The sequence below is a fragment of the Citrobacter sp. CFNIH10 genome, assembly GCF_002934585.1.
Taxonomy (GTDB): domain Bacteria; phylum Pseudomonadota; class Gammaproteobacteria; order Enterobacterales; family Enterobacteriaceae; genus Citrobacter_A; species Citrobacter_A amalonaticus.
On sequence record NZ_CP026216.1, the window covers coordinates 4,249,645 to 4,271,136 of the forward strand.

The 21,492-nt window shown below is 50.9% G+C and carries 30 protein-coding genes and 1 pseudogene; 2 read left to right on the plus strand and 29 right to left on the minus strand.

The genetic code is table 11. The annotated features are described in order from the left end of the window. Nucleotides 1-13 precede the first annotated feature (13 nt). The 21 genes and pseudogenes from C2U53_RS24475 to C2U53_RS24580 form a co-directional block, all read right to left on the minus strand. Entirely contained in the window at nt 14-3,343 is a 3,330-nt protein-coding gene (locus C2U53_RS24475; protein ID WP_104446591.1) for a phage tail tape measure protein, read from the minus strand. 58 nt (nt 3,344-3,401) lie between these two features. Beyond that, nucleotides 3,402-3,815 (minus strand): hypothetical protein, encoded by a 414-nt coding sequence (locus tag C2U53_RS24480; protein ID WP_104446592.1) that lies wholly within the window; start codon nt 3,813-3,815, stop codon nt 3,402-3,404. Nucleotides 3,816-3,869: 54 nt separating this feature from the next. Beyond that, a complete protein-coding gene (locus tag C2U53_RS24485; RefSeq protein ID WP_104446593.1) occupies nt 3,870-4,148 on the minus strand; it encodes a DUF4035 domain-containing protein in 279 nt (92 codons plus the stop codon). A gap of 23 nt (nt 4,149-4,171) precedes the next feature. Then, the gene (locus C2U53_RS24490; protein WP_104446594.1) at nt 4,172-4,540 is read right to left on the minus strand and encodes a phage tail assembly chaperone; all 369 of its coding nucleotides are present in this window, start codon (nt 4,538-4,540) and stop codon (nt 4,172-4,174) included. A 34-nt stretch (nt 4,541-4,574) separates the two neighbouring features. After that, nucleotides 4,575-4,994, minus strand: a pseudogene (locus C2U53_RS24495) (phage tail protein); the annotation flags it as partial. 56 nt (nt 4,995-5,050) lie between these two features. Continuing rightward, nucleotides 5,051-5,398 carry a DUF3168 domain-containing protein gene (locus C2U53_RS24500; protein ID WP_104446595.1) on the minus strand — a complete coding sequence of 116 codons (348 nt, stop codon included), beginning with the start codon at nt 5,396-5,398 and terminating at the stop codon, nt 5,051-5,053. Then, nucleotides 5,395-5,844 (minus strand): HK97-gp10 family putative phage morphogenesis protein, encoded by a 450-nt coding sequence (locus C2U53_RS24505; protein WP_104446596.1) that lies wholly within the window; start codon nt 5,842-5,844, stop codon nt 5,395-5,397. Before C2U53_RS24505 ends, C2U53_RS24500 begins: the two co-directional genes overlap by 4 nt. After that, nucleotides 5,841-6,179 (minus strand): phage head closure protein, encoded by a 339-nt coding sequence (locus C2U53_RS24510; RefSeq protein WP_001549110.1) that lies wholly within the window; start codon nt 6,177-6,179, stop codon nt 5,841-5,843. The genes C2U53_RS24505 and C2U53_RS24510 overlap by 4 nt, the downstream gene beginning before the upstream one ends. A gap of 9 nt (nt 6,180-6,188) precedes the next feature. Continuing rightward, nucleotides 6,189-6,515 (minus strand): head-tail connector protein, encoded by a 327-nt coding sequence (locus C2U53_RS24515; RefSeq protein ID WP_045286829.1) that lies wholly within the window; start codon nt 6,513-6,515, stop codon nt 6,189-6,191. Next, a complete protein-coding gene (locus C2U53_RS24520) occupies nt 6,515-6,739 on the minus strand; it encodes a hypothetical protein (protein WP_053528466.1) in 225 nt (74 codons plus the stop codon). The genes C2U53_RS24515 and C2U53_RS24520 overlap by 1 nt, the downstream gene beginning before the upstream one ends. A 39-nt stretch (nt 6,740-6,778) precedes the next feature. Continuing rightward, on the minus strand, nt 6,779-7,990 hold the full coding sequence (locus C2U53_RS24525; protein ID WP_063846376.1) for a phage major capsid protein: 1,212 nt from the start codon (nt 7,988-7,990) through the stop codon (nt 6,779-6,781). A gap of 9 nt (nt 7,991-7,999) precedes the next feature. Continuing rightward, entirely contained in the window at nt 8,000-8,848 is an 849-nt protein-coding gene (locus C2U53_RS24530; protein ID WP_104446597.1) for a head maturation protease, ClpP-related, read from the minus strand. A gap of 13 nt (nt 8,849-8,861) precedes the next feature. Further along, on the minus strand, nt 8,862-10,166 hold the full coding sequence (locus C2U53_RS24535; RefSeq protein WP_104446301.1) for a phage portal protein: 1,305 nt from the start codon (nt 10,164-10,166) through the stop codon (nt 8,862-8,864). Next, a complete protein-coding gene (locus C2U53_RS24540) occupies nt 10,166-11,902 on the minus strand; it encodes a terminase large subunit (RefSeq protein WP_016063095.1) in 1,737 nt (578 codons plus the stop codon). Before C2U53_RS24540 ends, C2U53_RS24535 begins: the two co-directional genes overlap by 1 nt. After that, the gene (locus tag C2U53_RS24545) at nt 11,902-12,375 is read right to left on the minus strand and encodes a phage terminase small subunit P27 family (protein ID WP_104446598.1); all 474 of its coding nucleotides are present in this window, start codon (nt 12,373-12,375) and stop codon (nt 11,902-11,904) included. The genes C2U53_RS24540 and C2U53_RS24545 overlap by 1 nt, the downstream gene beginning before the upstream one ends. An 820-nt stretch (nt 12,376-13,195) precedes the next feature. Then, on the minus strand, nt 13,196-13,552 hold the full coding sequence (locus tag C2U53_RS24555) for an HNH endonuclease (RefSeq protein WP_104446600.1): 357 nt from the start codon (nt 13,550-13,552) through the stop codon (nt 13,196-13,198). Continuing rightward, a complete protein-coding gene (locus tag C2U53_RS24560; RefSeq protein WP_104446298.1) occupies nt 13,552-14,139 on the minus strand; it encodes a hypothetical protein in 588 nt (195 codons plus the stop codon). The genes C2U53_RS24555 and C2U53_RS24560 overlap by 1 nt, the downstream gene beginning before the upstream one ends. Then, the gene (locus tag C2U53_RS24565) at nt 14,124-15,581 is read right to left on the minus strand and encodes a glycosyltransferase family 2 protein (protein WP_104446601.1); all 1,458 of its coding nucleotides are present in this window, start codon (nt 15,579-15,581) and stop codon (nt 14,124-14,126) included. Before C2U53_RS24565 ends, C2U53_RS24560 begins: the two co-directional genes overlap by 16 nt. Nucleotides 15,582-15,599: 18 nt before the next feature. After that, the gene (locus C2U53_RS24570) at nt 15,600-15,827 is read right to left on the minus strand and encodes a hypothetical protein (RefSeq protein ID WP_104446602.1); all 228 of its coding nucleotides are present in this window, start codon (nt 15,825-15,827) and stop codon (nt 15,600-15,602) included. 15 nt (nt 15,828-15,842) lie between these two features. After that, nucleotides 15,843-16,538 carry a Fur-regulated protein gene (locus C2U53_RS30470; RefSeq protein WP_246876137.1) on the minus strand — a complete coding sequence of 232 codons (696 nt, stop codon included), beginning with the start codon at nt 16,536-16,538 and terminating at the stop codon, nt 15,843-15,845. A gap of 121 nt (nt 16,539-16,659) precedes the next feature. After that, nucleotides 16,660-16,995, minus strand: a complete 336-nt coding sequence (locus C2U53_RS24580) for a hypothetical protein (protein ID WP_104446603.1) — start codon at nt 16,993-16,995, stop codon at nt 16,660-16,662. Between the two features lie 76 nt (nt 16,996-17,071). Here C2U53_RS24580 and C2U53_RS24585 point away from each other — a divergent pair, with 76 nt between their 5' ends. After that, nucleotides 17,072-17,617 (plus strand): hypothetical protein, encoded by a 546-nt coding sequence (locus C2U53_RS24585; protein ID WP_099433159.1) that lies wholly within the window; start codon nt 17,072-17,074, stop codon nt 17,615-17,617. Between the two features lie 47 nt (nt 17,618-17,664). Here the strand turns inward: C2U53_RS24585 and C2U53_RS24590 are convergent, their stop codons facing one another. The 7 genes from C2U53_RS24590 to C2U53_RS24620 all read right to left on the minus strand — a co-directional run bounded on the left by C2U53_RS24590 (nt 17,665) and on the right by C2U53_RS24620 (nt 20,507). Next, entirely contained in the window at nt 17,665-17,889 is a 225-nt protein-coding gene (locus C2U53_RS24590; protein ID WP_099433160.1) for a hypothetical protein, read from the minus strand. A 48-nt stretch (nt 17,890-17,937) separates the two neighbouring features. Continuing rightward, a complete protein-coding gene (locus C2U53_RS24595) occupies nt 17,938-18,354 on the minus strand; it encodes a hypothetical protein (protein ID WP_099433161.1) in 417 nt (138 codons plus the stop codon). A gap of 8 nt (nt 18,355-18,362) precedes the next feature. Then, the gene (locus C2U53_RS24600; RefSeq protein WP_099433162.1) at nt 18,363-18,635 is read right to left on the minus strand and encodes a hypothetical protein; all 273 of its coding nucleotides are present in this window, start codon (nt 18,633-18,635) and stop codon (nt 18,363-18,365) included. Between the two features lie 120 nt (nt 18,636-18,755). Beyond that, nucleotides 18,756-19,208 (minus strand): XF1762 family protein, encoded by a 453-nt coding sequence (locus C2U53_RS30475; protein WP_104446604.1) that lies wholly within the window; start codon nt 19,206-19,208, stop codon nt 18,756-18,758. Nucleotides 19,209-19,226: 18 nt separating this feature from the next. Then, the gene (locus tag C2U53_RS24610) at nt 19,227-19,754 is read right to left on the minus strand and encodes a DUF2514 domain-containing protein (protein ID WP_104446605.1); all 528 of its coding nucleotides are present in this window, start codon (nt 19,752-19,754) and stop codon (nt 19,227-19,229) included. Then, nucleotides 19,751-20,200 carry a lysozyme gene (locus tag C2U53_RS24615; protein WP_058588187.1) on the minus strand — a complete coding sequence of 150 codons (450 nt, stop codon included), beginning with the start codon at nt 20,198-20,200 and terminating at the stop codon, nt 19,751-19,753. Before C2U53_RS24615 ends, C2U53_RS24610 begins: the two co-directional genes overlap by 4 nt. After that, entirely contained in the window at nt 20,184-20,507 is a 324-nt protein-coding gene (locus C2U53_RS24620) for a phage holin, lambda family (RefSeq protein WP_058588188.1), read from the minus strand. Before C2U53_RS24620 ends, C2U53_RS24615 begins: the two co-directional genes overlap by 17 nt. Nucleotides 20,508-20,727: 220 nt before the next feature. Here C2U53_RS24620 and C2U53_RS24625 point away from each other — a divergent pair, with 220 nt between their 5' ends. Then, nucleotides 20,728-21,174 (plus strand): hypothetical protein, encoded by a 447-nt coding sequence (locus C2U53_RS24625; RefSeq protein ID WP_099433523.1) that lies wholly within the window; start codon nt 20,728-20,730, stop codon nt 21,172-21,174. Here C2U53_RS24625 and C2U53_RS24630 read toward each other — a convergent pair. Further along, nucleotides 21,092-21,349: a hypothetical protein gene (locus tag C2U53_RS24630; RefSeq protein WP_099433524.1), complete on the minus strand. Its 258-nt coding sequence runs from the start codon at nt 21,347-21,349 to the stop codon at nt 21,092-21,094. The genes C2U53_RS24625 and C2U53_RS24630 overlap by 83 nt on opposite strands. Nucleotides 21,350-21,492: the final 143 nt, after the last annotated feature.

The window sequence follows — 21,492 nt, forward strand, 5'->3', positions numbered from 1 at the left end:
GTTAACTCCTGTTTTATACGCCGAGTAAGCGCCTCGCCTGGCCCCGATTGGAAAAGTCCTGCAAGATATCCTGACGTGCCTGTTTCGCACCGTCAGTCGCTCCCTGACGGGCAGCTTCCTGCATAGCCTGTTTCAGTGCCGCGTCTCCGTTACCGGAGATGGAAAAGTGTTGGGTAATATTGATATCTCCATTCCCACCAGATGCAGGCTGTGCCCCAACCATACGGACCCCAAGAGAGCCATCGGCAGAACGCGTCAGCGGCATAATCGCTTCTGGCCCAGCTTCTCCCATCAGGCCCGCGCCTTTTGCGAAAGCAAAATAAGTTGGCGTCCTCACAATGCTGTTGCTGTAAGCACTGAGACTTTCAGAAGCATAGGCGCCTCCTTTGGCATTCAACTTGATACCAGACGCAGCAGAGTTATAAGTGCCTGAGGGGGTGCTTCCTCCTGCCCCAGACGCACCAAACATTCCGCCAATAGAACTGAAAAAACCGCTGTTACTGGCCGACCGCAGGGAGTCCACCAGCATCGCGTTCAGAATGATTTTCTGCATAGACTGAAGCACCGAATTGGCCCAGTCTTCCCAGTCGACTTTATTACCGGCCAGAGCATCAGAAATATTACCGACGAGCCCAGACATGGAGTTATTAACCAGATCAGCAGATTGCGAAGCGTAATCCGAAGCAGTATCAGCCCAGTTAGCGAATCCTTCACGCATGCCAGCGGTCCAGTTGCTGCGCTGGGCATCAGAGGCAGTGTAATAAGCTTCCTGATCGCGAAGACGTTCATCGAGATAGCGATTATTCAGCGCCAGTTCCTGACGGTAGAGGTCCTCGGAAATATCTCCAGATTGATATTGCCGCTGTAGATCAACGTTCTTCTGCTGAAATTCCTCCCGTATGCGCAGCATTTCCTGCATACGTTCGCGGATGCGGCTTCCTTGTCCGTACCCTGTCAGCTCTGCCTGATTAGAGGCTCGAGCACTGGCGTTGGCATCAGCGAGGTTTGCTTCATATGCAGCCAGTTGTTCACGAATCTTCTGCTGGTCGATAAGTGCTGCATTTTGCAAAAGCGTTTGTTTCTGCGTTTCGGTCAGAGTAGCAAGCTCACCCTGACTTACCTGATATTTCAGTTTAGCCAGTTCGGTATTTTGCCCAGCCAGAGCGATTTGCTCTTTCTGCTGTTTAATCAGCTTGTCGTAAGTATCCGCCGTTTTTTCAGCTTCTGTTTTCCCGCCTTTAGCTTTCGGCTTATTAGCCTGATTATTTCTCCATTCCGCCAGGCCGTTGTTTATCAACTCCTGTCTGTTTGTCTGATACTGAGGATCATTTGTAAGCCCGAGATCGTCAGCAGCGTATCCGAGTCGCGCCCGCTCTTTCGCCTCTCCCTGTAACCGTGACAGCTCCAGTTCACGGCGACTCTTCGCCAGTGCATCAGTCTGCTTGCTGGTCAGATCGGCCTGAGGTATACGGAGAGGAATGTTGGCAAGTCCCTGTCTCGCACGAAGAAGATCATTACCAAGCCCCAGCAGCCTGTTGAACTCAGTATGCTGACCATTCATGTTTACCAAAGACTGATACTCGGCGTTTTGACGCCAGGCTCGCTCTTTAATCAGGTCATTACGCCGCCTTTCGTTTTCCTCAAGAGCTTGCGATACCGATCGAGATTTTTCTCTCAGTTGAGCAAGTTTTTCTTCCTCAACTGAAATTTGATCAGTCAGTATTGATATTGACTTAAGAATATTGAGATCGTTTTCTTGAGTTATTCCCGGTTTATTTCTCGCCTCATTGAGTTCATTAATCTGACGGTTCAGGCTGGCTACTCTTTTTTCCTGTTCTGTAATCAACCTTTTTTGTTCTTCCAGTGCTGCGACAGTCTGACTACGGTTGCTGTCCAACTCAGGAAGAGACATTTTCGATGTCTTCTCTTTGATCTCGTCAATCTGGTTTGCGTATTCGCGGGCAGATTGTCGGGCCTGTTCCTGATTCTGGTACATGGTGTACCAGGCACCAGCGCCAAGCATCAGTAATCCAGGCAGACCACCAACCAGTGAAAGCAGCCCTGTTGCTCCACTTTTGACAAGTCCCATCACAGAGGTCGCAGAGTTAAGAGCCTGCTGTGATGCAGTAACAGCACGGTTAGACTGAACCAGCGCGGCATTTGCCGTGATCATCGCCCGTCTTTTCGCAATAGCGTTCTGCGTTGCTGTTGCCTCTGCATTGGTGTTACGTGCAAGTTCAAGCTCTGTCTGGGCCAGTTGGTAAGATCGTTCTGCTGCAATTGCATCTGCTGCGGCTTTTCGCTGAGACTGTGTTGCTGAACTGGCGCGGGCGGCAGCCAGCGCAATCTCATTTTTACGTGCATCGATCAGTTGTGCTGTTTGCCCACTGAGATCACCGAACATACCACCAAGATACCTTGCCCCGCCAATAGCGGCCAGAGCACCAGCGGCAGCAGCTACGGTGTTAATATTATCTGAAATGGTATTGAGAACACCGGTCAGTGCGCTTGTCGCGCCGGTCGCTTCATTCGCACCGCCAACCCATGCCATGAAGGCATTTTCAATTTTTGTTGATGCTGCCGCCACTGTCTGCGGCATAGCACTGTATTCTTCGCGAAGTGATCCAAGCTGGCTGATAAGAGCAGGCACCACCTTGTCAGCGGTTAATTGCCCCTGATCAGCCATCGCTTTAAGGTCTTTCCTTGCTACTCCCATCCCGGAGGCAAGGGCACGTATTACACGATCGCCATTTTCATTGACAGAGTTAAACTCTTCTCCACGAAGGACGCCTTGCGCCAGCGCCTGGCTGAACTGGGTGATTACTGAACTGGCTTCAGATGTGCTGGCACCAGACAGCTTAAGTCCCGTTGAAATAGCTTCGGTTACTTTCAGAACCTCTTCTGAACTGTAACCATATTCGCGCATAGAAGCCGCCGAACGAGCAAACAGGCTGGCGTTATCTGAAAATGCGGTGCCGGTTCGCTGGCTGATATCCATCAGTGCACGCTGTGATTCTTTAAAATCATCAGTCGATTGCGATGCCTGCTTTAATCTGGCATTAACTGAACTCCATTTATCCGCCAGAGAAATCAGATGACCAGTGGCATATGCGCCTGCAAAAGCGCCTGCCAGACCCATAGCAGAGGCTTTTGCTGAATTAAGCTGACTGGTTACTTCCGCCAGCGCCTTCTGTGTTTCTCTTGATGCTGCTGCCGCCTGACGACCACCATTCTGCATGGTGCGATAGTAATCTTGACCGGTGCGTGAAGCACGCGCGATCTCCGTCTGGAAAGACTGAGAGTTAGCCGAAATTTTAATAATCAGTTCGCGGAGAGTCGCCATATTTCACCCAATAAAAAACCCGCCATTTTTGGCGGGTGTCTTTAATTCGAGAGTTTACTTAAAAAGCTGTAGGTGAGAATCTGAAATCGCCGTTAGCCCCGTATCCAACCCGGTATATTAATACCTTATCTTTTACAACTTCAGCCCCGACCTCAACCATGCCACCAGCACACCAGCCATGAGGCGTTGCACTTAAAACATGCCGACCAGGATTCGGGTAGAAGGTCACTTTTTCCCTTGAATCAATATCTGCAATTGGATTGCCGTCAATATAAATACTGATAAGGCACGCACTACCCATTAGTCCGGAATCTCTTTTGACGATAACTGTCCCGGTATCAGCAGAATTTTTAACGATTTTTTTATCCCAAATTCTGTCAGCAGAAACACTTCTTGCTTGTTCTGTAGAAACGGGCTGCGTAGAACATCCAGATAATAGAGCGATAGCAAAAACCAGAAGTAATTTATTCATATCCCTATTCCATATTTAGAAGGCAATAAATATTAATGTGGAATGATTATAATGTCACTGGATTGCTGCGGTTAATGCAGCCTCAAGGTTTGCAAACTGGTCCTTTCCTTCATTCTGTTCATCACTCCCCCAGCGCAAAATTGCATCATCCAGCGGCACCTTGCCCCCCTGTGATCCATAAATTGCAGACACAATTTGCGCCGCCTGTATATCAGCGCGAATATCACCAACAGGACTCTGTCTGTCAAACTCGATCCACATAAGCAACTCACTGGCCGTCATGCTCTGCCTGAGTTCCGAGAGCGTGCGCCCCATCCGGAGCGCGAGCGCCATCAGAAACTTTACACCGGGGGTGGCTACTTTTCCTTTGCGTCTTCCGCTGATGTGATGAGATCAAGTGCCTGTTTCAGCAGGCGGGAATGAACAGGGCCGTAAATTTCACGAACCTGCTCTTCATCTTCCTGACTGAAAACAGGCTGCTTATCAGCATCACACAGCACGTCAATGAACAGAGCCACATCTGCACACAAGTTACGGTGAGCTTTCTCCGATACTGTCACTTCTTCTTCGTCGGTACTGGATTTTGTAATTTCCTGCCAACGCAGCCAGCCTTCTCCAGAAGGTTCACGCAGGACCACTTTCACCCCGCCCCACTCTGGAACAGGAATGGTTTTATGTCTAAATCCTGACATTTTAGCCAGCGCAAGTTCCTTGATAGATTTCATCGGTTACTCCTTAAGAGCCAGGATCAATTTTTGTTGGTTTTCCCTTCAGACGCAGCGAGAAAGTTGCAGCCACAACGCTGTTTGTACCGGATGACCAGGTGTGCTGGCGAACTTCAGCCAGGAACTGGAAGCCGATCCCAGAAGGGAAAATGATTTTGAAACCGTATGTGGTGTCGTTGTCATATGCTTCACGCAGAGCATCCTGCGCCGGGTTAGAGTAGAAATTACCCGATAGTGAAATTTCTGACTGCGCACCCAGTCCATTGATATTCTCCTGCTCAGTAGAGCACAGAGTCGTAACGTCGATGTCCTGCTTTTGCCCACCAGTAAATTGCACTTCTTTGATCGTGCAATGGAGGTCAAGAAAGGTTGCATCGTCTACAGTCTCTGACGTTACAGGGGCAGAGGTAATCTGAATCTTTGTGCCCTGAGATTTTTCATAAAGTGAGGACATAACTGTCTCCTGAAAATAAAAAACCCGCCGGAGCGGGTGGGATGGTTTAGGTCTGGTCAGACGGTTACCTGAAATTCAAGCGTTGCCCGGTGATAGCGCAGATCAGGCTCATAGCCTGGCGTTTTTACGATGTTCGCTGGCCTAAGAACCTGCAGTGCATCAAGCGCCATATTCCTGATCGTACGCGCTTCGGTGATGGTGCTGGAATAGACATCAACCTGCACAGAAACGGCAGATTCAGCCTGACCACAGAGAACGTCAGCGGCCACGTCGGTAATAATCGAGAAAATTACCCAGGGCGGCGAGACTGAAGGCTTCCCGTCACTGCCGAGTGGGGCAACGTAGGGATAGACCTGCCCTCCGGCCAGCGACTCCAGCAGAGGATAGAGATCGTCTTCCGTCATTTGCTTAATGCCTCATCAATGGCCTGGTTCATGCGTCTGATCGCGACCTCCGTCGCCTGCTCTTGGCGAACATCGAACGCGGTACGAATGAACGGGTGCGGCGGCATGTTAACGGTACCCATTTCGACGAATCGCCAGTAAAAGGCGTTTCTCGGGTTATTCGCCTTCATCGTGTTATCGCTGTTCCCAGTGCGCGGGTTAACACCACGAATATGGATGCCGGAAGAAATTTCCCCGCGGCGGCGGCTTTTTTGGGTAACCACCACCACGTTTTTTTTCAGTTTCCCGGTACGCACCGGAGCGCGGGCGATCACTTCTTCCTTAAGCACTTCGGCGCCGGCGCGCGTAGCATCACGCAGAACCTTGTTGTTTTCAGCGCGGCTAAGCGCCTCCAGATCCTTTGCGATGTCATTCAGCCCGGAAAAATCGATGCTCGTCTCAATCATTTTTCGGTACCCTGTTTGCAAAGAATTTCGAGCTGAATACCACGAGAATCAGGGATTGGCGGACCAATGATATTCAAAATGGCCCCCTTGAACGGGCCAGTCATAACCCTGAGTCTGGACGCAGCAGTTATATCGCTACGAAATCGTGTCCATACCCTGATAGTGGCGACTGCGGTTTCAGCACCAGCGGCTACCAGCTCGCGCCCACTAATGCCCTTTACTTCTGCCCAGGTTTCTGCGCCGTCATGCCATGTTTCAACAGGCTGGCCAGAAGGATCTCTGGATGTTGTGATGTTCTGAACCACCACCCTGTCTCTCAGTCTTCCGGCCTGCATAAAGTCCTCCTATACCCCGTAAATTCGGTATGGCTGCAGCAAGGCTTCAACTGCAAACGGGACCTCTGCAACGGTCTGACCGACGGAAACTGATTCTCTGTTGGCATACCAGTGACCTATCAGCAATAACATGGCCGCTTTAACATCATCATTCAGTAGAATCGGGTCCGGGTCGTCTGCGTAGCCAGGGGAGCTTTGGTTTTCATAGAGCGTTCGCCTTGTCCATGTCTGGACGTAACGCGCCGCCGCACCGGTGTATAAAGTCAGCAGGGCATCGTCTCCGGAAAAATCGGTATCAATGCGGCAGTGCTGTTTCACCACATCAAGGTCGACCATTATTTTTTCGCCTTCTTGTCCGCTTTTACTTCCGGCTGTTCCTGCTGCTGTTCCTGCTGCTGTTCCTGCTGCTGTTCCTGCTCTGCAGGATTTTCTGATTCATCGAGCATCGCATAGCCTTTTTTGATGAGCTCGCGACCGTGCTGTTCCAGAGTTTCCAGCGGAAGCCCCTCAGTAACGACGGTACCGCCGAAATAAATCGGTTTAAGTGCAATCAGTTTCATTTTCCCACCTGTAAAAGCGGCCCGAAGGCCGCTATTTCATCAGCTACCAGCGCCAGTGCGGAATGCACCGTATACAAATGCCTCAGGGCGTTTGACGGCCAGCGCCAGACGTTCCTCGCAACGGATGGTGAGCATGTTTTTCTCGAAGTCGTCGGCGTTCTCTGTGGAGATCACCACGTTCGCATCTTCGCGGTCGAAGATTTGCGCGCCTGCGTTGAAAGCACCGGTCAGGAATTTACCCTGGAATGCCGCTGCTTCGGTGGCAACAACCGGCAGGCCCCACAGAGTCGGTCCAGTCAGCGCCGCAGGGTTAGCCAGGATGTAGCGGCCCAGGCTGTCTTTTGTCAGCTCGATCCGCGCCCAGTCAATGAAATGAAGGACATGACCGGAAGCCGGGAAGCGCGCCAGCTGCACCTGCAGCATTGCCAGACGCAGATCGTCAATACCGCTCTGCTGTTCAACAGTGAACGCTGGATCAAACGCTGACGCCTGAGGAACGATGCCATGCAGATGCACGCCGGTACCATCACCGAAGAGAATTTCCTGCTCTTCTGCGTACTTCAGCCCGTAGCGCATTTCGGCATCAACGGTGGACTGCAGCTGTGCGAAGTCATCCAGGATCTGCTTAGAGGCTTTGAACAGGTGGGCAATGGTGCTGACGCCAGTGATTTTCGGCGTAAACTCAATTTCGCTGTATGGTTTCTGCGTGTTTTCAGGAACCACTTTCGCGTTATTGGTAAAGCCCGTCTGCTGCACCCAGAAGATAGCAGAGGAGGAAGTACGACCTGGAGCAATCAGATCGCGGATAAACAGGCGCTGTTTCGGTGCCGTATCAATACCCGGCAGGCGCTGTGGCTCCACAACACCATCAGGCACATCCACCGAAGTCAGGGCAGCCTTCACAGGGATGCTGATACGTTTGCCACCTTCAACACCTGCAGCAAAAGTTTTCAGCGCTTCAGCAGAGATCACCTGCTGGCCGATTGATTCCACAACATGCTTCGCGTTAGCCAGCGGCATCTGAGCAACATGTTGCTCCAGTTCCCCCATCGCAGCCTTCAGCGTTTTTTCTGCTTCGCGCAGGGCGTTGAACTCAGAAGCCATTTTATCAACGGCTGCCTTTGTTTCTTCTGACAGCTTGCCGGATTTCTGCGCCTCTTTGAGTGCGTCTTCTGCTTTCGCGTTGAACTTGCCAGTTGCCTCTTCGATGCTGGCAGTGACTTTTTTCAGAATATCGTTTACTTCAGACATAAAAGGTCCTTATTTGACTAACGCCGCCAGGGCGCTTTCAAGTGAATTGATGGTTTCAGGTTTGATATCTTCGGCAGCGCCCGGCGTACCGTCGTTGGTGGTGACAGCGCCAGACATGCCACCGGATAAGGCTTTAATGAGTTTTCTGCGCTCAGAGCGCGGGGTGTTGGTCTTGGCCAGCAATGCATCAAGTTTGCGAAGCGCGGCTGCAGGTGATTCGTCGCCGTCGCTGACTGCATCAGCAGAAAGCAGGCTGTCTGCCAGTCCCTTCGCCACAGCATCACTGCCACCGATATAGCTTTCCGCGTCCATCAGCTTTTGCACGGCGGCCATATCAAGGCCGGAGCGCGCCGCGTAAATATCAGCCATTGCGGTATCGAAGGGCTCCAGCGACTGTGCCAGTTCAGCAAAGTCATGGCGGTTTCCCATCGCGTATACCCAGCAGTTGTGGATCATCAGGAAGGCACCGCGGCCAATCTGAATGTCATCCCCGGCCATCGCAATTATCGAGGCAGCACTGGCGGCAATGCCCAGCACCTTCACCGTTACACGGCCTTCGTATTCGCGGAGCAGGTTATAAATAGCCAGACCTTCGAACATATCGCCGCCCGGTGAGTTGATATTCACCGTAACGTCGGCACCGTTCATCGCCCGAAGCGCACCGGCAATACGTTTAGCTGTTACCCCTTCGCCCCAGTAGTCCTGCCCGATAACATCGAAAACAGAAATGCTGTTATCGTCGGTGGCCGCCGCTTTGATCCCGCCGTCCCAGCGGTCCAGTGCGGACGGTAATGTTTCACAGGTAACGCGCGCGCAGGGGCGACCCGCCGGTGCTACCGGAAGTTGTTTTTTGCTCATCAGGAAAGTGCTCCTAAGCGGCCTGTTTCAGCGGAGATTGTTCAAAGGAAATATCGGGGAATACGTGGTTATGCAGCTCTCGCAGGGCCAGAGCCTGAACGGCAGGGTTGCTGCTTTCGAGATTTTTCAGTTGCGTCAGGTTGAGCTGAACGGTGTAAATATCGCCCCCTTCAATTGGCGGCATGTTCTCAAGACGACGAACGTCATTACGGGACATCCAGCCATTTTGAAGCGCGCTTGTATAGTATGCCGCGCGACCGGCACTATCGGCTCGCAGTAGACCTTCAACAGAGAATTCTGCAAACACTTCATCATCGCTGTCGAGTAAGCACCGGCCAATTTCCTGCTCAATATTCACCAGCAGCGGTCGAAGTGTATGAGTCAGAAACTGCAGGTTCATACCTTCCAGGCTGGATGCCCAGCTGCTTTGTTTCGTGGTATGACCAACCATGAAAGGCGGCACGCGAAACCAGCGGCAGATCTCCTCAATGCTAAATGCGCGGCTTTCGAGCATCTGAGCATCTTCCGGGTTCATGGTCACGCCCTGGTACTTCAACCCCCCCTCAAGAACCATGATTTTCCCGGCGTTTTTCGAACCTGTAAACGCCGCCATGTAACCGCGAAGTTTTTCACGTTGAGTATCATCCAGAGCTTTATCAGAAGAGAGGAATCCTGAACTCTGCAGGCCCTGTTCGAAGATTTTCGCCGCGGACTCTTCAACCGCCATTGCTGAACCGATCACATCCCGGCCAGTCTTCATCGGCATCATGCCGCAAACACCGTCCAGACCGAACCCGCGAATGTGCATGATGTTTTTGACCGGAATGACGCGCTCGTTTCCGTTTTCAGTGTATTTGTATTCCAGCGCCCCGGTAGTGAGACGTTTAACCACCATGTTCTGTGGCAGTAAAGGCACCAGCGAAACCAGGCGGTTTGCGATGAATTTCTTCTCAATGAAGGCGTTCCCGCGCAGGCAAATACTGGCGACCACCATCAACATAAAGCGTGATGGTGTCATTTCTGAATTGGGTCGGCGGCACAGTATCGAATAGGCCGGATGATCAGTTGCCGCTTTACGCGAACCGTCAGGCTGTCGAACGTATATTTTCAGCGGAAGGGTTGATATAGACTCGCTTAACAGTCTTACGCATGCCCACACAGCCGATAGCTGGATGGCTTTATCGGCCGTGACCACCTTCCCGCTGCTGCTGGTGCCAAACCATTCCTCCCAGAACGTGCCGGTAGTCAGGCTGATAGGCACACCGAGCCAGTTAAGCAGAGCGCTTTTCACCCTGCCTGGCTGTTTGTTTTTTTTCATCAGAAACCTACCATGATGGGATTATTGAAGAATCCGGAGAGATCCTGCTGGTCGTTACCACCGTTAACCAGAACGCGGCTCATTGCTGTGAACAATGCCGCCGGGCCATCAATCTTGGCCTCTGGTGTGGACTTGTTCGGGAAAATGTTCTCGTTCCGGTCAGGTTTGACGGTTACGTTGGACATCATCCAGTTCATTACCGGGTGATCGCTGTGATGGAAGCGGCCACCGTATACCAGTGCTTCGACCTCTTTCATCGCCTCAGAGAAATTGCGAACCGTCTGCGGTACCTCCACCAGCGGCAGCCCTTCTTCTGCCAGCGCAAGGCTGAACTGCGTCGCACTCCACGGATCGAAGCCAATTTCTTTCAGGCTCTCACCAGCAACCCACAACTGTAGCTCTTCCTTAATCTGAGCATGGTCGATTACATCACCGTCGGTAAGGATCAGCTTGTCCATCCCGGCCCACTTACGATAGAGCTCTGCCATCTGGCGTGAACATTTCTCAAGGCGTCCTTCCGGTAGCCAGAATTTGAAATCCGCATGAACGTGGCCATCTGGCGCGCGCCAGACTTTAGCGGCCGCACAGATATCAATTTTGTTTGACAGGTCAACGCCCACCCAGGAGGGATAGGTTTTAAGTTCGTGCTGCGGGGCGATAAACTCGCATTTCTCCCATTTCATCATGTCCATCCAGGCTGACTCAGCGGTAACCCAGATATTCATGTGCTTGGTGAAAAAGTTGATTCTGGCCGAAACCTGCTCTTTCGCCTTTTTAGCCAGGCGGCGCAGGTCATCCCAGCGCTTACAGATACCCAGCCCCGGATTCGCCTTCTGCCAGACTTTTTCATCAAAGGGATCGTCACCTTCATCTAAGGTGTAGATGATGGCAAAAAACGTATCGTCTTTAACCAGGCCGCGCAGGACCTTGATTGCGTAATCACGCAATTCGTAGCAGATGCCTTCTTTGTTGAAACCGGCGGTGGTGATACCGAAAAGCAGCGATTGCAGACGCGCGCCGGTTGCCGTCTCCAGAACGTCCCAGACGTCACGGGTTTTGTGAGCATGCAGCTCGTCGACGATAGCGCAGTGGATGTTCAGACCATCGAGGTTGTTCGCATCTGATGATAATGGCTCGAACTTGGAGGCCGTTTGCTCCTGGTAGATAGCGAGCTTGTTGAATTCGAAGATCCGCCCAAGCGTGGCTTTCGCCTTCTTGACCATATTTTTCGCGTCTTCAAAAACAATTCGTGCCTGGTCACGGGTGGTTGCAGCGGAATAAACCTCCGCACCGCCCTCGCCGTCGGCACCAGCCATATAAAGCCCCACGCCGGAGCAAAGAGTTGATTTGGCATTTTTACGGGCCACCTCAACATCTGCTGTACGAAAGCGCCGAACCATTACTGGACGACCGCTACCGTCGTTACGCAGGACGGTTTCTCCCGTTTCTTCGTTAACCAGCGGGATAACGAAACCAAAAATATTAATCAGGATGAAAACGTGCCAGTCCATCAGCTCAATAGGCTGTCCTGCCAGTGCGCCTTTTACGTGAGGTACAAAATTATAGAAATTCAGAATGTGCTGCGCGCGCGGTTCACTGAAGAAAATACCGCGCTCTTCGCCATGTGCCAGATCGTCAAGAAAACGCTGACAGGCAAGGCGCACATACTCACAGGCAATAATTTCCCCCGCCACCACCCTCTCGGCGTAGCGGATGCCTTCTGCAACCTTAGCCATTAATCCCTCGCTTTCATAAACTCGACCAGCGAATCAACCGCATCAGGACCTTTTGCATTCACTTTCGAGCGACTGGCTGGCGTCATGCCGAACTCACCAAGCATGGCGCGCAGACGTTTCCAGGCATCAGCTTTCATGATGGCGGCGGGATGAGCCTTGATCAGCACATCACCGTTCTGCGTTTCGGTCCGGTAGGTGTAGCCCTCAACTTCAAGCGTGTCGCAGTGATGCCGGTATTCGGTATAGGCCTCAACCAGCAGCTCAAGGGCTCTGGCATCAAGCTGAGACATCACACCGATAGCATCAAGCTCGTCGGCCATCCGTTTAAACCAGTATTTCCCCTGCTTGTCGAAATGCTTCGGCGTTGGGGGTACCCCTGAAGGGGGTTTTGGTTCGTTCTCATTGATCGGGCGTTTAGATGGGTTACCCCTCACCAAACGTAGATGGGTCGGGGTTTTCGGTGGTCCAGACATAATCGAAAACTCCTATTAATCATCGAGTGGGGGACCCCATAAAAAAGTTTTCTAACCTGCGGCGATGTGAAAAGAGGTTAGGCGGCGGTCCTTTAGACTGATTCCCATGAGGTTTTTACCCGCCCTCCCCCACACTGAACAAATGAGAGCAGATATCATTTAACCGATTCATGTACGATTCTCGTCAACTTCCGGCTTGGGGGACCACTGTTACCAATACGCGGACTGAATACCTTGTTAATGTCCCAGCCAGCCTTCAGTCGGTACTCAATCGAGTTTCTCGAAATCCCCAGGTAATCAGCCCATTCGTTAAGGCACATCGTTTTACCGTGAGCGGTATATCTGCGGTTGGAGTTCTCCCGCATTGTCCTTCTCATCTTGTCTACGCCTCGCTTCTGATTACACACAGGACAACTTGGCACAAGATTGTCAGGTTCGTTATTGGTCTTACAGTCATCGAGGTGATCGATATGAAGAGTTTCCCAACTCACCGTTTTTGCACACCAGTGACAACTGAACGGTCCTGCTCCATGTTTGTCGTAATAAACTTTCCGGTGCTCGTAAACGCGTGGACTTCCACATGCCAAAGGATGGTCGGGCGCGTACACCAACAGATATCCGCCCGTATGCTCCAGCTTGCCATTCTTTCTTGTGCTGAGCTTCTCTGTTGTGCCATGGCGCCGGACGCGCATGTAGTGCTTCTCACAATACTGACTGTTATGGGACCGTACCGATAATCCGCATCCATCCACTACGCAGACTGCATGGGCGTGCGAAAGCCCTGAACCATTTTTCGATTCAGTCATCTTCACCTCGTTACTTAATTTCTGTTCAGGCGCTCGCGTGCTGTCTTGGCTTTATGGCAGCCGCTGCAAATTGATTCCAGATTAGAGAGATCGTCAGTACCGCCGTGAGCTTTCGGCTTGATGTGGTCCACCGTCTCAGCGGGTGTATACCTTCCATTTCGCAGGCATTCCTGACAAAGGTGTTTATCTCTGTCGAGAACGATGGGGCGCAGCCTGTCCCACTTGCTGCCATAACCTCGTTGATGCCTGCTCTGTCCTCGCTGATGTTGCTGCCAGCCTTCGTTAAGATGCTTGGGACAATAGCCTGAGCGGTCTGTGGTTGTGCCAGGACAGCCACGCTTGCGGCATGCCCTCGGTATTAATGCAGGCATCAGGCTAACCTCCACGCCCTGCGGCGTTCTGTGCGTGGCGCTGAGTCAGGGTGACGTTCAACCGGTTCACCATCTGCATGGTCCACCAGCGAGTAACACGGATAGATCACTGAGCCACCCCATGCATCACCCACAGCGTAATCGGCGGGCTTGCTGTTATCCCAGCGGGATAGCACGCGCTGCACATGCTCAGGCGGGACGCTGTAGCAAACGCCGTGAATGAGTCTCGACAGCGTGATGTAATCAGCGCGAGTCTTATCAGCCACTATTAGCCGCTCAGCAATCTGCATCTGATATTGTGGCGGCCGCCCAGTACCGAGGTAAAAACTCAGCATGTGACACGGGAACCTCGCCAGCCAGACAGCAACCTGATCCATAAACCCACGGACTGGCAGGGCATCGTCCTCCAGCACCACTACCCGGCAAGGTTGCTCAGCAGCCCATTCAATAGCACGACGATGATTCCAGTTCGCACCGTGATTCCCTTCATCGATAAGCAGGTGTGAGCCAAGTTCATCAGCCAGTAATGCGGCTGAGGCAAGGCGGGAATGATGACCAACCACAACAAACTTCACTTGTGTTTCCAAAAGGCGTACTCCTTACCGACACCATCAGACTTGAACACGGTGTGGATACGCGGACCGGTTACTATCCGATCGCCGAAAGACTTCGCCACTATGCCGAATGCCAGCATGTCACCCACTGCGGCGCCAGCCTGTTCTTTCTTCCAGAAACGATAACTCTCGATCCGGTAATAAAGACGGATAATGCCATGAGCGAACGCCATTACTTCAGCGCGCGTACTGCCCAGCAGCCCGGCATTAAGCATCACATCGTTACGGTGCTGTTCGATAAACTCCTGATAGATACTCTCTGGGTGATTCTGCTTTGCCCATGCGTCAGCGTAGGTTTTCGGCTCCGAGCCAACGTAGAGTTTTCCGGCCTCCATCTCTTCCCACGGTGCGCAAAGCATTTCGACATCAGTACCATCGGTACACCAGACGAACCGGTATTCAGGATGATTACGAAGGTGCTGCCAGATATGCAGCCAGCGCCGGAAATAGACGTTCATTGCGACATGAGGAACTGTCACCAGTTGAGCGCCATCAGGAGCGGAGGTTAGTTGATCGGCCAGCACTACGGCATCGGCACCCCGGATTGATTTAGCCCAAGTGGTCAACATGTCAGGCGAGGCCGTCATTTTCGTGCCGCGCTGCGGGTCAGGCTGGCTGGTAAGCAACGTTGTGATTACCACGTCGCGCTGCTGCCGGTACTCAACGTAACCGGTATACCCCGTATCTCGCCGTTCGTTGTGGATTTTCACATTACGTTCCACCAGCGCTTTCCTGTCAGCCGTTGGCACCGACCGATCTACGGCTTCATGCTCATCGAGCGAATGAATCAACTTTTCGGAACCAGTTACATCGGCATAAGCCCAGGTAGTCAGTCCAGCGTTATGGATACGCAGCGCAAGATCGCTGTGTTCATACATGCCCCGACCATAAACCCAGTCAAAGCCGCCGACACGTTCAATAGCTCTGCGATGGTAATACAGCATCACGCCGCGTTGCCCGGTGTATGCCACATGCTCATCATCGCGATACAGTACCGCGAGATCGTTAAGTTTGCGTGGCCCGGCAAGGTCGAGGAACTGATATGCCAGATGCGGTTCTGGTGATTCGATATACGGAAGATGCCAGCCATCGGCAATCGGCCACGCGTCATCGTCCCAAAGGAAAAAGTGTTCGCATCCAGCATCCATCAGCGCGGTCAGACTGGCGTTCTTCGAAGCAACAATGCCGAGTGATGTTTCCTGGCGAACCAGTTGCACACCAGCAGGAACTACAGCAGCAGGCTTTGATCCGTCGTCTACAACGACCACCAGCGCGCCAGCAGGTAAAAACTTCATATGCTGAGTCAGGGCGAGGCTCAGAACGTCAGCGCGATTGTACGTTGAGATTGCTATCCCGATCCTGGCAGACGAATTACAGACAGGCGCATACGGGACATTATCAATAATGACCTGCATATTCTCTCCAGTAGGGAATTATCGGCGTTGAATGATTACTGCCCCGTAAAGCGTTTGCCGCTTCACTTCACCGCCAACTGCTACCACATAGCCACGCTCATCGTGAACAGCAGCAATTACTTCGCCCTTCTCATCGTCTGCGGTGTAAACGTGCTTAACCTCTACGCCGTCGAGATAGACGGTGTACCGTTCAACACCGGGATTAATCTTCCTGCCTGGATCGCCATCTAATACAGTGAGACGCATATAACCTCCTGCTATTTAAATCCCGAGAAGGCGACGGAGTTTACCGTTACATCTGAAATCTCTTTCTACTGCCTCTAAAGCCTGCTGTACGCCTTCGCTAGCAGCGTCCTTCATAGCCTTTCGCAGACGCTCGATTTCTTCGTGGGCAGCCAGAGCATTCCGCAGAAGGTCTTCAACATTTACATGGATATCAATTCCATTGTCGCTAAAGTCTGCCTTTTCTGATTTATTGCGACTGACACCAAAGTTGATGTTGTAGATATTGGTCACCGGCTGAGTAGCTTCAGGTTTCTCAGCGTAAATTTCACCACCAATAGATGCCCCATTGATGAATAGTTTGCCGCTGCCGTCAAATTTGAACCCGGCAACATTGCTTAGGCGCTCATTAAATTCATCGATCATCTTTTGAACATTGGAGGCATCCACCTCAAGAGCCATAGTGCAGACATATTCCTTCTGGCGTTCTTTACCAAACTGCGTGTTGACCAGGTGTTCAACGGCAAATTTCTGCCCTTCAGCAGTCAGGAAGGTGAAGTGATTTTCTTTCTGGTATTCAGTTGCGGTGTGGCGGGTTTCAGCAAATCCCAGTTCGCGAAGTTCGGCGGCACCGGATTTAGACGGCAGGTCACCAGATAGCAATGCGCCACGGTAAAACAGCGCGTAGATCACGTCAGTAGCAGCGCCAGATAGCGTAAAGATTTTGTTGCTCATGATACGTTTCCTTTTAGACGTGAGCCTGTCGCACGGTAAAGCCGCCAAGAGGTAACGGTTTACCCAGGCTCACTACTGAAAGACTCTCTTAGATGTGCGCGTGCGATGCGCTTCAGTGTTACTACCAGGAGTGTTCGTAAGCGATGTTGGTCAACTCATCTGACAACTCATTGATGGTATGGGCTATAGCCATTTTCTGTTCTCTGTTGAACGATGGCCACAACTGGCGCAAAGGATCGCATAGGTGGTTTTTCCAGTGCCCGCCACCGCTTAGATCTTCCCAACCAACAGGTAAGAGGCAAAGGCCACGCCCGTAAAGTTCCTCTTCCGTGTTAAGAGGTGGGAGTGGTTCAGCCTTGGGTGCTGTATTACCGACCCAATCTCCGACAACAATTTTCCCGCCACCAGCCATATTGACTGTCATGCCAACTTCACTGATCTCGATTGTTCCGCCCATGCGTTACCTCTCTGTATACTGGTGTAGAGTGCTCATCTGCCCACGAGCACTGGTATGCTCAACAAAGGAATGATTTATGAATAAGAAAATTTTCAATGAAATGGTTCTACTTAATGAACAAACATGGGAAAGGCTATCTTCGATAATGCAAAGTGAAGACGACATAGGTGTAGTCTTGCGCCTTCACCTGGTAACCGAGAAAATTATTGAAGCGTGGTGCTGTGCGGCATCAAACAACGTTAATTTTTTTGATGGTTTCGGCGAAAACCTAACTATGTCATATGCGGCTAAACTCAAGCTCGCTACAAATTTTGGTTTGAATGAGTTTTCTTACCAGGAGCTTAAAGTCGTAAACAAAATCAGGAATGCACGCTCTCATCAAATTGATAACTCAGAAATTACCGATGAAGAAATAAATAAATTAATCACCCACATAAGCAAGGGCGATCAAAGAGAGCTAATTGAAAACCCAAAATTTGGCATTCTGGTTGGTGATAAAGGAATACATCTAAATGACGAAGGTATTTCAAATCGTGAAAAGTTCATTGCCTCTATTGCTGCGGTAATTCTCAGGATTGCCAAACAAGTTAACGAAAGCGATAAATTTATAAAATTACTCTAACCATCTACTTTACAGCAGGCACTCAGCGAATGCCTGCTGTAATGCCGTTAATCAGCCGGGTTGATATCGATGAAGTATTCTTTGCCCTGCTCGAACTGTTCGAATGCTGCAGGGTTCGAGATAACCATCTGCAACTGACCGCCAGGTGTGTGCTTTGACCACGACTTGTTTTCGGTGGTATCTGCCATTACAGGGCTCATATGAATTGTGCGGTGTGAATCGTCTTCTGCTTTCTGAATGAAGTGGCAGCGGAATTTCGCGCGAACGGACATAAGTTTTCCTCAGTAAGTAAAAAGCCCCGCTATTGCGAGGCCAGATGGTTAATCGGTTGTCGGCTCTGGTTTCCTGTCACTGTGGAAGAACGCCCATTCAATTTCTTCGTTTGAAGGCCTTTTGTCAGCAAAGGCAATTAGATAGTTGTTTCCTCGGATCGTTTGTGCCGAAATTGTAAATGATACAGACACAAAGCCCTCGGTATCGCTGATACCACCCAACAAATACATGTCAGGTCTTTCGAAGAGTTCAAGAAGACCTGATTGACACTCTGCATACCAAACTTCACCAGAATAACCTCGACCAAACAGCATAATGTCAGACATTGTATTTCCCTCATTGTCAATGCTCGAAATACCGCAGGTATTACTTGCGGGGTTGGGAACATTATCAACAAGGACAACGGTCGGAATCCCGACCAAATGAAACTGACAGAAAAACCGCCCGGAGGCGGTGATGTTCATTCTTCTGGTTAGAGAAGGTTATTAGTGAGGCAAAAATTTCGAATAGTTTCGAATTGGATGGCAGCCCTTTGAGACTCCTCAAACAGAAAATCATCAGCTAATTTTCCTTTATAATGAGCCTCGATGTAATTACCTATCTCTTCGGCACTAATGTAAACACCTTTATTGGCTTTCAACACTGCATATACAGCTTTGTAAAAACGTTCATCATCTGAAGGATGGGCGGTATACCACGTATCTACATTTAGCCATTTATCCAGAGCATTTAACTTATCAGTCATGTTCACGTCCTGTTCAGTTAAAAGTAATAATATGCTTCTAACAGAAGGACATTTTCAAGCACTTCAGAGTAAAAGTGGGATTCCATTATCGAAGCCCCTCAACGAAGAGCTTCTGTAATGCTAACGATGAATTTCCCAGAGGTGACGCTCTACCCCGCCAAATGCTTGCGACCGACCAGCGCGACGTTTAACGCTCGATTCCGCCCAACTACCTCGGGCTGGTAACTTTTTTACGAGAGAAAAGCCAGCAGCACGGAGGGAAGCCCCCGATTCTCCAGCTTGGGTATATGTGATAACCCTCCGATACCCCATCCCCCATGCAGTCCGCCTAACAGCACCATACAGCATTGAGTTTGCGTTTCTCGTTCCATCCGTGCAGGTTCTGTTGACTTCAAGCGTCAGTCCATCATCAAAAAAACGTGCAACCGGGCGGCCTGCCATAGCTACGCCCACCAGCACACCTTCATGCAGTAGGCCAATACTAAATTTATGACCGGCAGGTGGTTTGTTGTGTCTATGCAGTTGCTGAACGAAACAACAGGCCCGCTTAAAAGTAATCGGTACGATTTCCACTATCAGCCAACCTGAAACTTACTTTTTTGCTGGTTCATTGTTTGACTCTCTTACCGAGTCGTAAATACGCTCGCACGTCATTCCGGCGTTGTAGCGTTCGTCAGCGATTGCAGCATAACGTTTAGCTTCTGCTGCAATATCTCCGAGCATGTCGGCGAGCATTCCGGCGTCGGCTCTGGCTGTTTTGCTTCTGACGGTAGCGGCAAGATCTGCGGTGTGCTTTGCGGCGTCCAGGCGGGTGGCAAGTTTTGTTGCTTCGGTGCGCAGCTGGTTAACAGTGGCAGACAGGCCAGCAGCAGTGGCAGCAGCTTTGGCGGCATTCGCTTGTGCATCTTTAACAGCCTCATCCCGGGCAATAATGCGCCCTTGTTCAATCATCCGTGCGGCAGTCTGCGCGTTCACGGTCTGTGACGACTCAGCGCTGTCGCGTTCTGCCCACTTCTTTTCCCAGCCCCGATCACTCCAGACATTTCCGGCAATGAATGCGGCGGGCACCAGCAACATCATCACCAGTAGTTTCCAGTATTTCTCCAGGATGCCCATCATGACAGGAACACATCACGCTCAGCCTTGCGGCGATTCGTGAGCCCCGGCATAACTTTTCCACCAGCTTTATTCCAGCGCAGAAACTCATCAGCAGCGCCTTTGATATCGCCAGCGTTCAACTTCTTCAACAGCGTGGATGTTGATAGCGCACGCGAGCCGACGTTGTAAGCGAACGATACCAGCGCATCAAACTGGCCTTGTGTCAGTTTCACTCTGACCAGTTTCAACACATCGTTTTCATAACTCACCAGCCCCGTTTTCAGCAGCCGATCAGCAGTGGTCTGGTCGATAGTCATTCCAGGCTTTACTGGCTTGCCATCTACCGGGTAGGTCCAGCCGTAGCCAATCGTCCACGGTGCGCCGCCTGTTCCCGGATCTGGATAGGCGGTCAGCCGGCAACCTTCGAATTTTTTAATCAGCGCAATGCCGTCAGGACTGGTTTGCATCGTCAACTCCCGCCTTTTTGGCTGCGAATTTTTTAATCAGATTGCCGATCGAATCGGTGCCGATGTATCCAATAAAGACGCTGGCAATGTATGCGAGGTTGCTACTCAATCCGGAGAAGTCGAGCAGGTCACGAATAAACCAGGCAATCATCGCGCACATCAGCGCATCAATTAGCGTTTTTGTTACCGCGCCGCCGTTATAGCGACCACGCAGGTACGCCATGATAAAAGCCAGCATTGCACCAATACCCTGCTCCTTGGCGGCAAGTAGCGCAGCGATGAAATCTTGTTTGTATGGCATTTTCATAGGCCTCACCTCCGATAGTTCGGATGGCGCTGTGTTTGAAAGGGTCAGGCTTCACGGGCTGGATTTATCAACAAAGCACGTAGTGATTGATTCCCGTGAGCCTGAAAATGAAAAAGGCCACGCAAATGCGCAGCCTGTGAATGGTTGCCGCTGACTAGCGGCGCATTTCCCCGTTTGATATTGTTGATTCGCCAAAACCACAATATCAAACGGGGTAAAAATGAGTAATTACTCAGACCTTTTCCAAATCATCAAGACCAGGGTTTGTCATAGTAACAGTTTCCCGGTCTCTTCACTTTCGGGAGCGAACAGCTATCGGGCCAGCCAGGTGTGGTATCGGATCGGCCAGATATTCACTCTTGAATGCGTCCTCTTTGAGTACAGAAAATGCCAGTCATCTGACTATTACTTGCTGGACAACAAAAAGGCGCTTCATCACCTGATTTTTCAAATCACAAAGTGGAAACTGGAGGATATCAGAAGCCTGTCTCTTAATGACAGTCTGTTTATTATTTCAGACAGGTTAAAGCCTGATTACATGTCTGAAAAAGCTGCGGAATTTCTCCGCTCGCAAAAACTGCCAGTCAGTCACTACCCGGTTGATGATTTCTCAGAAGAGGACTGGGATCCCAAGGAAAACTCAGTTTTCCTTCAAGACAATCAGTAGGCATCCGTTCAATTTCTGCCGAAATCTCACTGAGCCGTTCTTCAAGAGCGGCTTTTTCTTTCACCAGGCGGTTGAAGTGAGTGAGATGAAGTTTTTGTTGCCCCAGCCAGTCTTCAAGCTGCTCGGACGTCATGCCCGGGTTAAAAAAATAGGGTTGCTGCTTTTCGTCTCGCATTGTAGACCTCCAGAAAAGCAAAAACCCCGCCGACTGGCAGGGTTCATAATCAGTTTCATTTGGATGTATGTATCCATGATTAGAAGCATACAGGACGATTTTATGCAAAGTCAATGCTAACGTGTAAAAAATCGTCCCTATCT

What these genes read in the sequence shown, in the direction of transcription:
- C2U53_RS24475 (WP_104446591.1), bottom strand. Translation starts at nt 3,343, where the DNA reads ATGGCGACTCTCCGCGAACTGATTATTAAAATTTCGGCTAACTCTCAG.
- C2U53_RS24480 (WP_104446592.1), bottom strand. Translation starts at nt 3,815, where the DNA reads ATGAATAAATTACTTCTGGTTTTTGCTATCGCTCTATTATCTGGATGT.
- C2U53_RS24485 (WP_104446593.1), bottom strand. Translation starts at nt 4,148, where the DNA reads ATGGCGCTCGCGCTCCGGATGGGGCGCACGCTCTCGGAACTCAGGCAG.
- C2U53_RS24490 (WP_104446594.1), bottom strand. Translation starts at nt 4,540, where the DNA reads ATGAAATCTATCAAGGAACTTGCGCTGGCTAAAATGTCAGGATTTAGA.
- C2U53_RS24500 (WP_104446595.1), bottom strand. Translation starts at nt 5,398, where the DNA reads ATGACGGAAGACGATCTCTATCCTCTGCTGGAGTCGCTGGCCGGAGGG.
- C2U53_RS24505 (WP_104446596.1), bottom strand. Translation starts at nt 5,844, where the DNA reads ATGATTGAGACGAGCATCGATTTTTCCGGGCTGAATGACATCGCAAAG.
- C2U53_RS24510 (WP_001549110.1), bottom strand. Translation starts at nt 6,179, where the DNA reads ATGCAGGCCGGAAGACTGAGAGACAGGGTGGTGGTTCAGAACATCACA.
- C2U53_RS24515 (WP_045286829.1), bottom strand. Translation starts at nt 6,515, where the DNA reads ATGGTCGACCTTGATGTGGTGAAACAGCACTGCCGCATTGATACCGAT.
- C2U53_RS24520 (WP_053528466.1), bottom strand. Translation starts at nt 6,739, where the DNA reads ATGAAACTGATTGCACTTAAACCGATTTATTTCGGCGGTACCGTCGTT.
- C2U53_RS24525 (WP_063846376.1), bottom strand. Translation starts at nt 7,990, where the DNA reads ATGTCTGAAGTAAACGATATTCTGAAAAAAGTCACTGCCAGCATCGAA.
- C2U53_RS24530 (WP_104446597.1), bottom strand. Translation starts at nt 8,848, where the DNA reads ATGAGCAAAAAACAACTTCCGGTAGCACCGGCGGGTCGCCCCTGCGCG.
- C2U53_RS24535 (WP_104446301.1), bottom strand. Translation starts at nt 10,166, where the DNA reads ATGAAAAAAAACAAACAGCCAGGCAGGGTGAAAAGCGCTCTGCTTAAC.
- C2U53_RS24540 (WP_016063095.1), bottom strand. Translation starts at nt 11,902, where the DNA reads ATGGCTAAGGTTGCAGAAGGCATCCGCTACGCCGAGAGGGTGGTGGCG.
- C2U53_RS24545 (WP_104446598.1), bottom strand. Translation starts at nt 12,375, where the DNA reads ATGTCTGGACCACCGAAAACCCCGACCCATCTACGTTTGGTGAGGGGT.
- C2U53_RS24555 (WP_104446600.1), bottom strand. Translation starts at nt 13,552, where the DNA reads ATGCCTGCATTAATACCGAGGGCATGCCGCAAGCGTGGCTGTCCTGGC.
- C2U53_RS24565 (WP_104446601.1), bottom strand. Translation starts at nt 15,581, where the DNA reads ATGCAGGTCATTATTGATAATGTCCCGTATGCGCCTGTCTGTAATTCG.
- C2U53_RS24570 (WP_104446602.1), bottom strand. Translation starts at nt 15,827, where the DNA reads ATGCGTCTCACTGTATTAGATGGCGATCCAGGCAGGAAGATTAATCCC.
- C2U53_RS30470 (WP_246876137.1), bottom strand. Translation starts at nt 16,538, where the DNA reads ATGAGCAACAAAATCTTTACGCTATCTGGCGCTGCTACTGACGTGATC.
- C2U53_RS24580 (WP_104446603.1), bottom strand. Translation starts at nt 16,995, where the DNA reads ATGGGCGGAACAATCGAGATCAGTGAAGTTGGCATGACAGTCAATATG.
- C2U53_RS24585 (WP_099433159.1), top strand. Translation starts at nt 17,072, where the DNA reads ATGAATAAGAAAATTTTCAATGAAATGGTTCTACTTAATGAACAAACA.
- C2U53_RS24590 (WP_099433160.1), bottom strand. Translation starts at nt 17,889, where the DNA reads ATGTCCGTTCGCGCGAAATTCCGCTGCCACTTCATTCAGAAAGCAGAA.
- C2U53_RS24595 (WP_099433161.1), bottom strand. Translation starts at nt 18,354, where the DNA reads ATGAACATCACCGCCTCCGGGCGGTTTTTCTGTCAGTTTCATTTGGTC.
- C2U53_RS24600 (WP_099433162.1), bottom strand. Translation starts at nt 18,635, where the DNA reads ATGACTGATAAGTTAAATGCTCTGGATAAATGGCTAAATGTAGATACG.
- C2U53_RS24610 (WP_104446605.1), bottom strand. Translation starts at nt 19,754, where the DNA reads ATGATGGGCATCCTGGAGAAATACTGGAAACTACTGGTGATGATGTTG.
- C2U53_RS24615 (WP_058588187.1), bottom strand. Translation starts at nt 20,200, where the DNA reads ATGCAAACCAGTCCTGACGGCATTGCGCTGATTAAAAAATTCGAAGGT.
- C2U53_RS24620 (WP_058588188.1), bottom strand. Translation starts at nt 20,507, where the DNA reads ATGAAAATGCCATACAAACAAGATTTCATCGCTGCGCTACTTGCCGCC.
- C2U53_RS24625 (WP_099433523.1), top strand. Translation starts at nt 20,728, where the DNA reads ATGAGTAATTACTCAGACCTTTTCCAAATCATCAAGACCAGGGTTTGT.
- C2U53_RS24630 (WP_099433524.1), bottom strand. Translation starts at nt 21,349, where the DNA reads ATGCGAGACGAAAAGCAGCAACCCTATTTTTTTAACCCGGGCATGACG.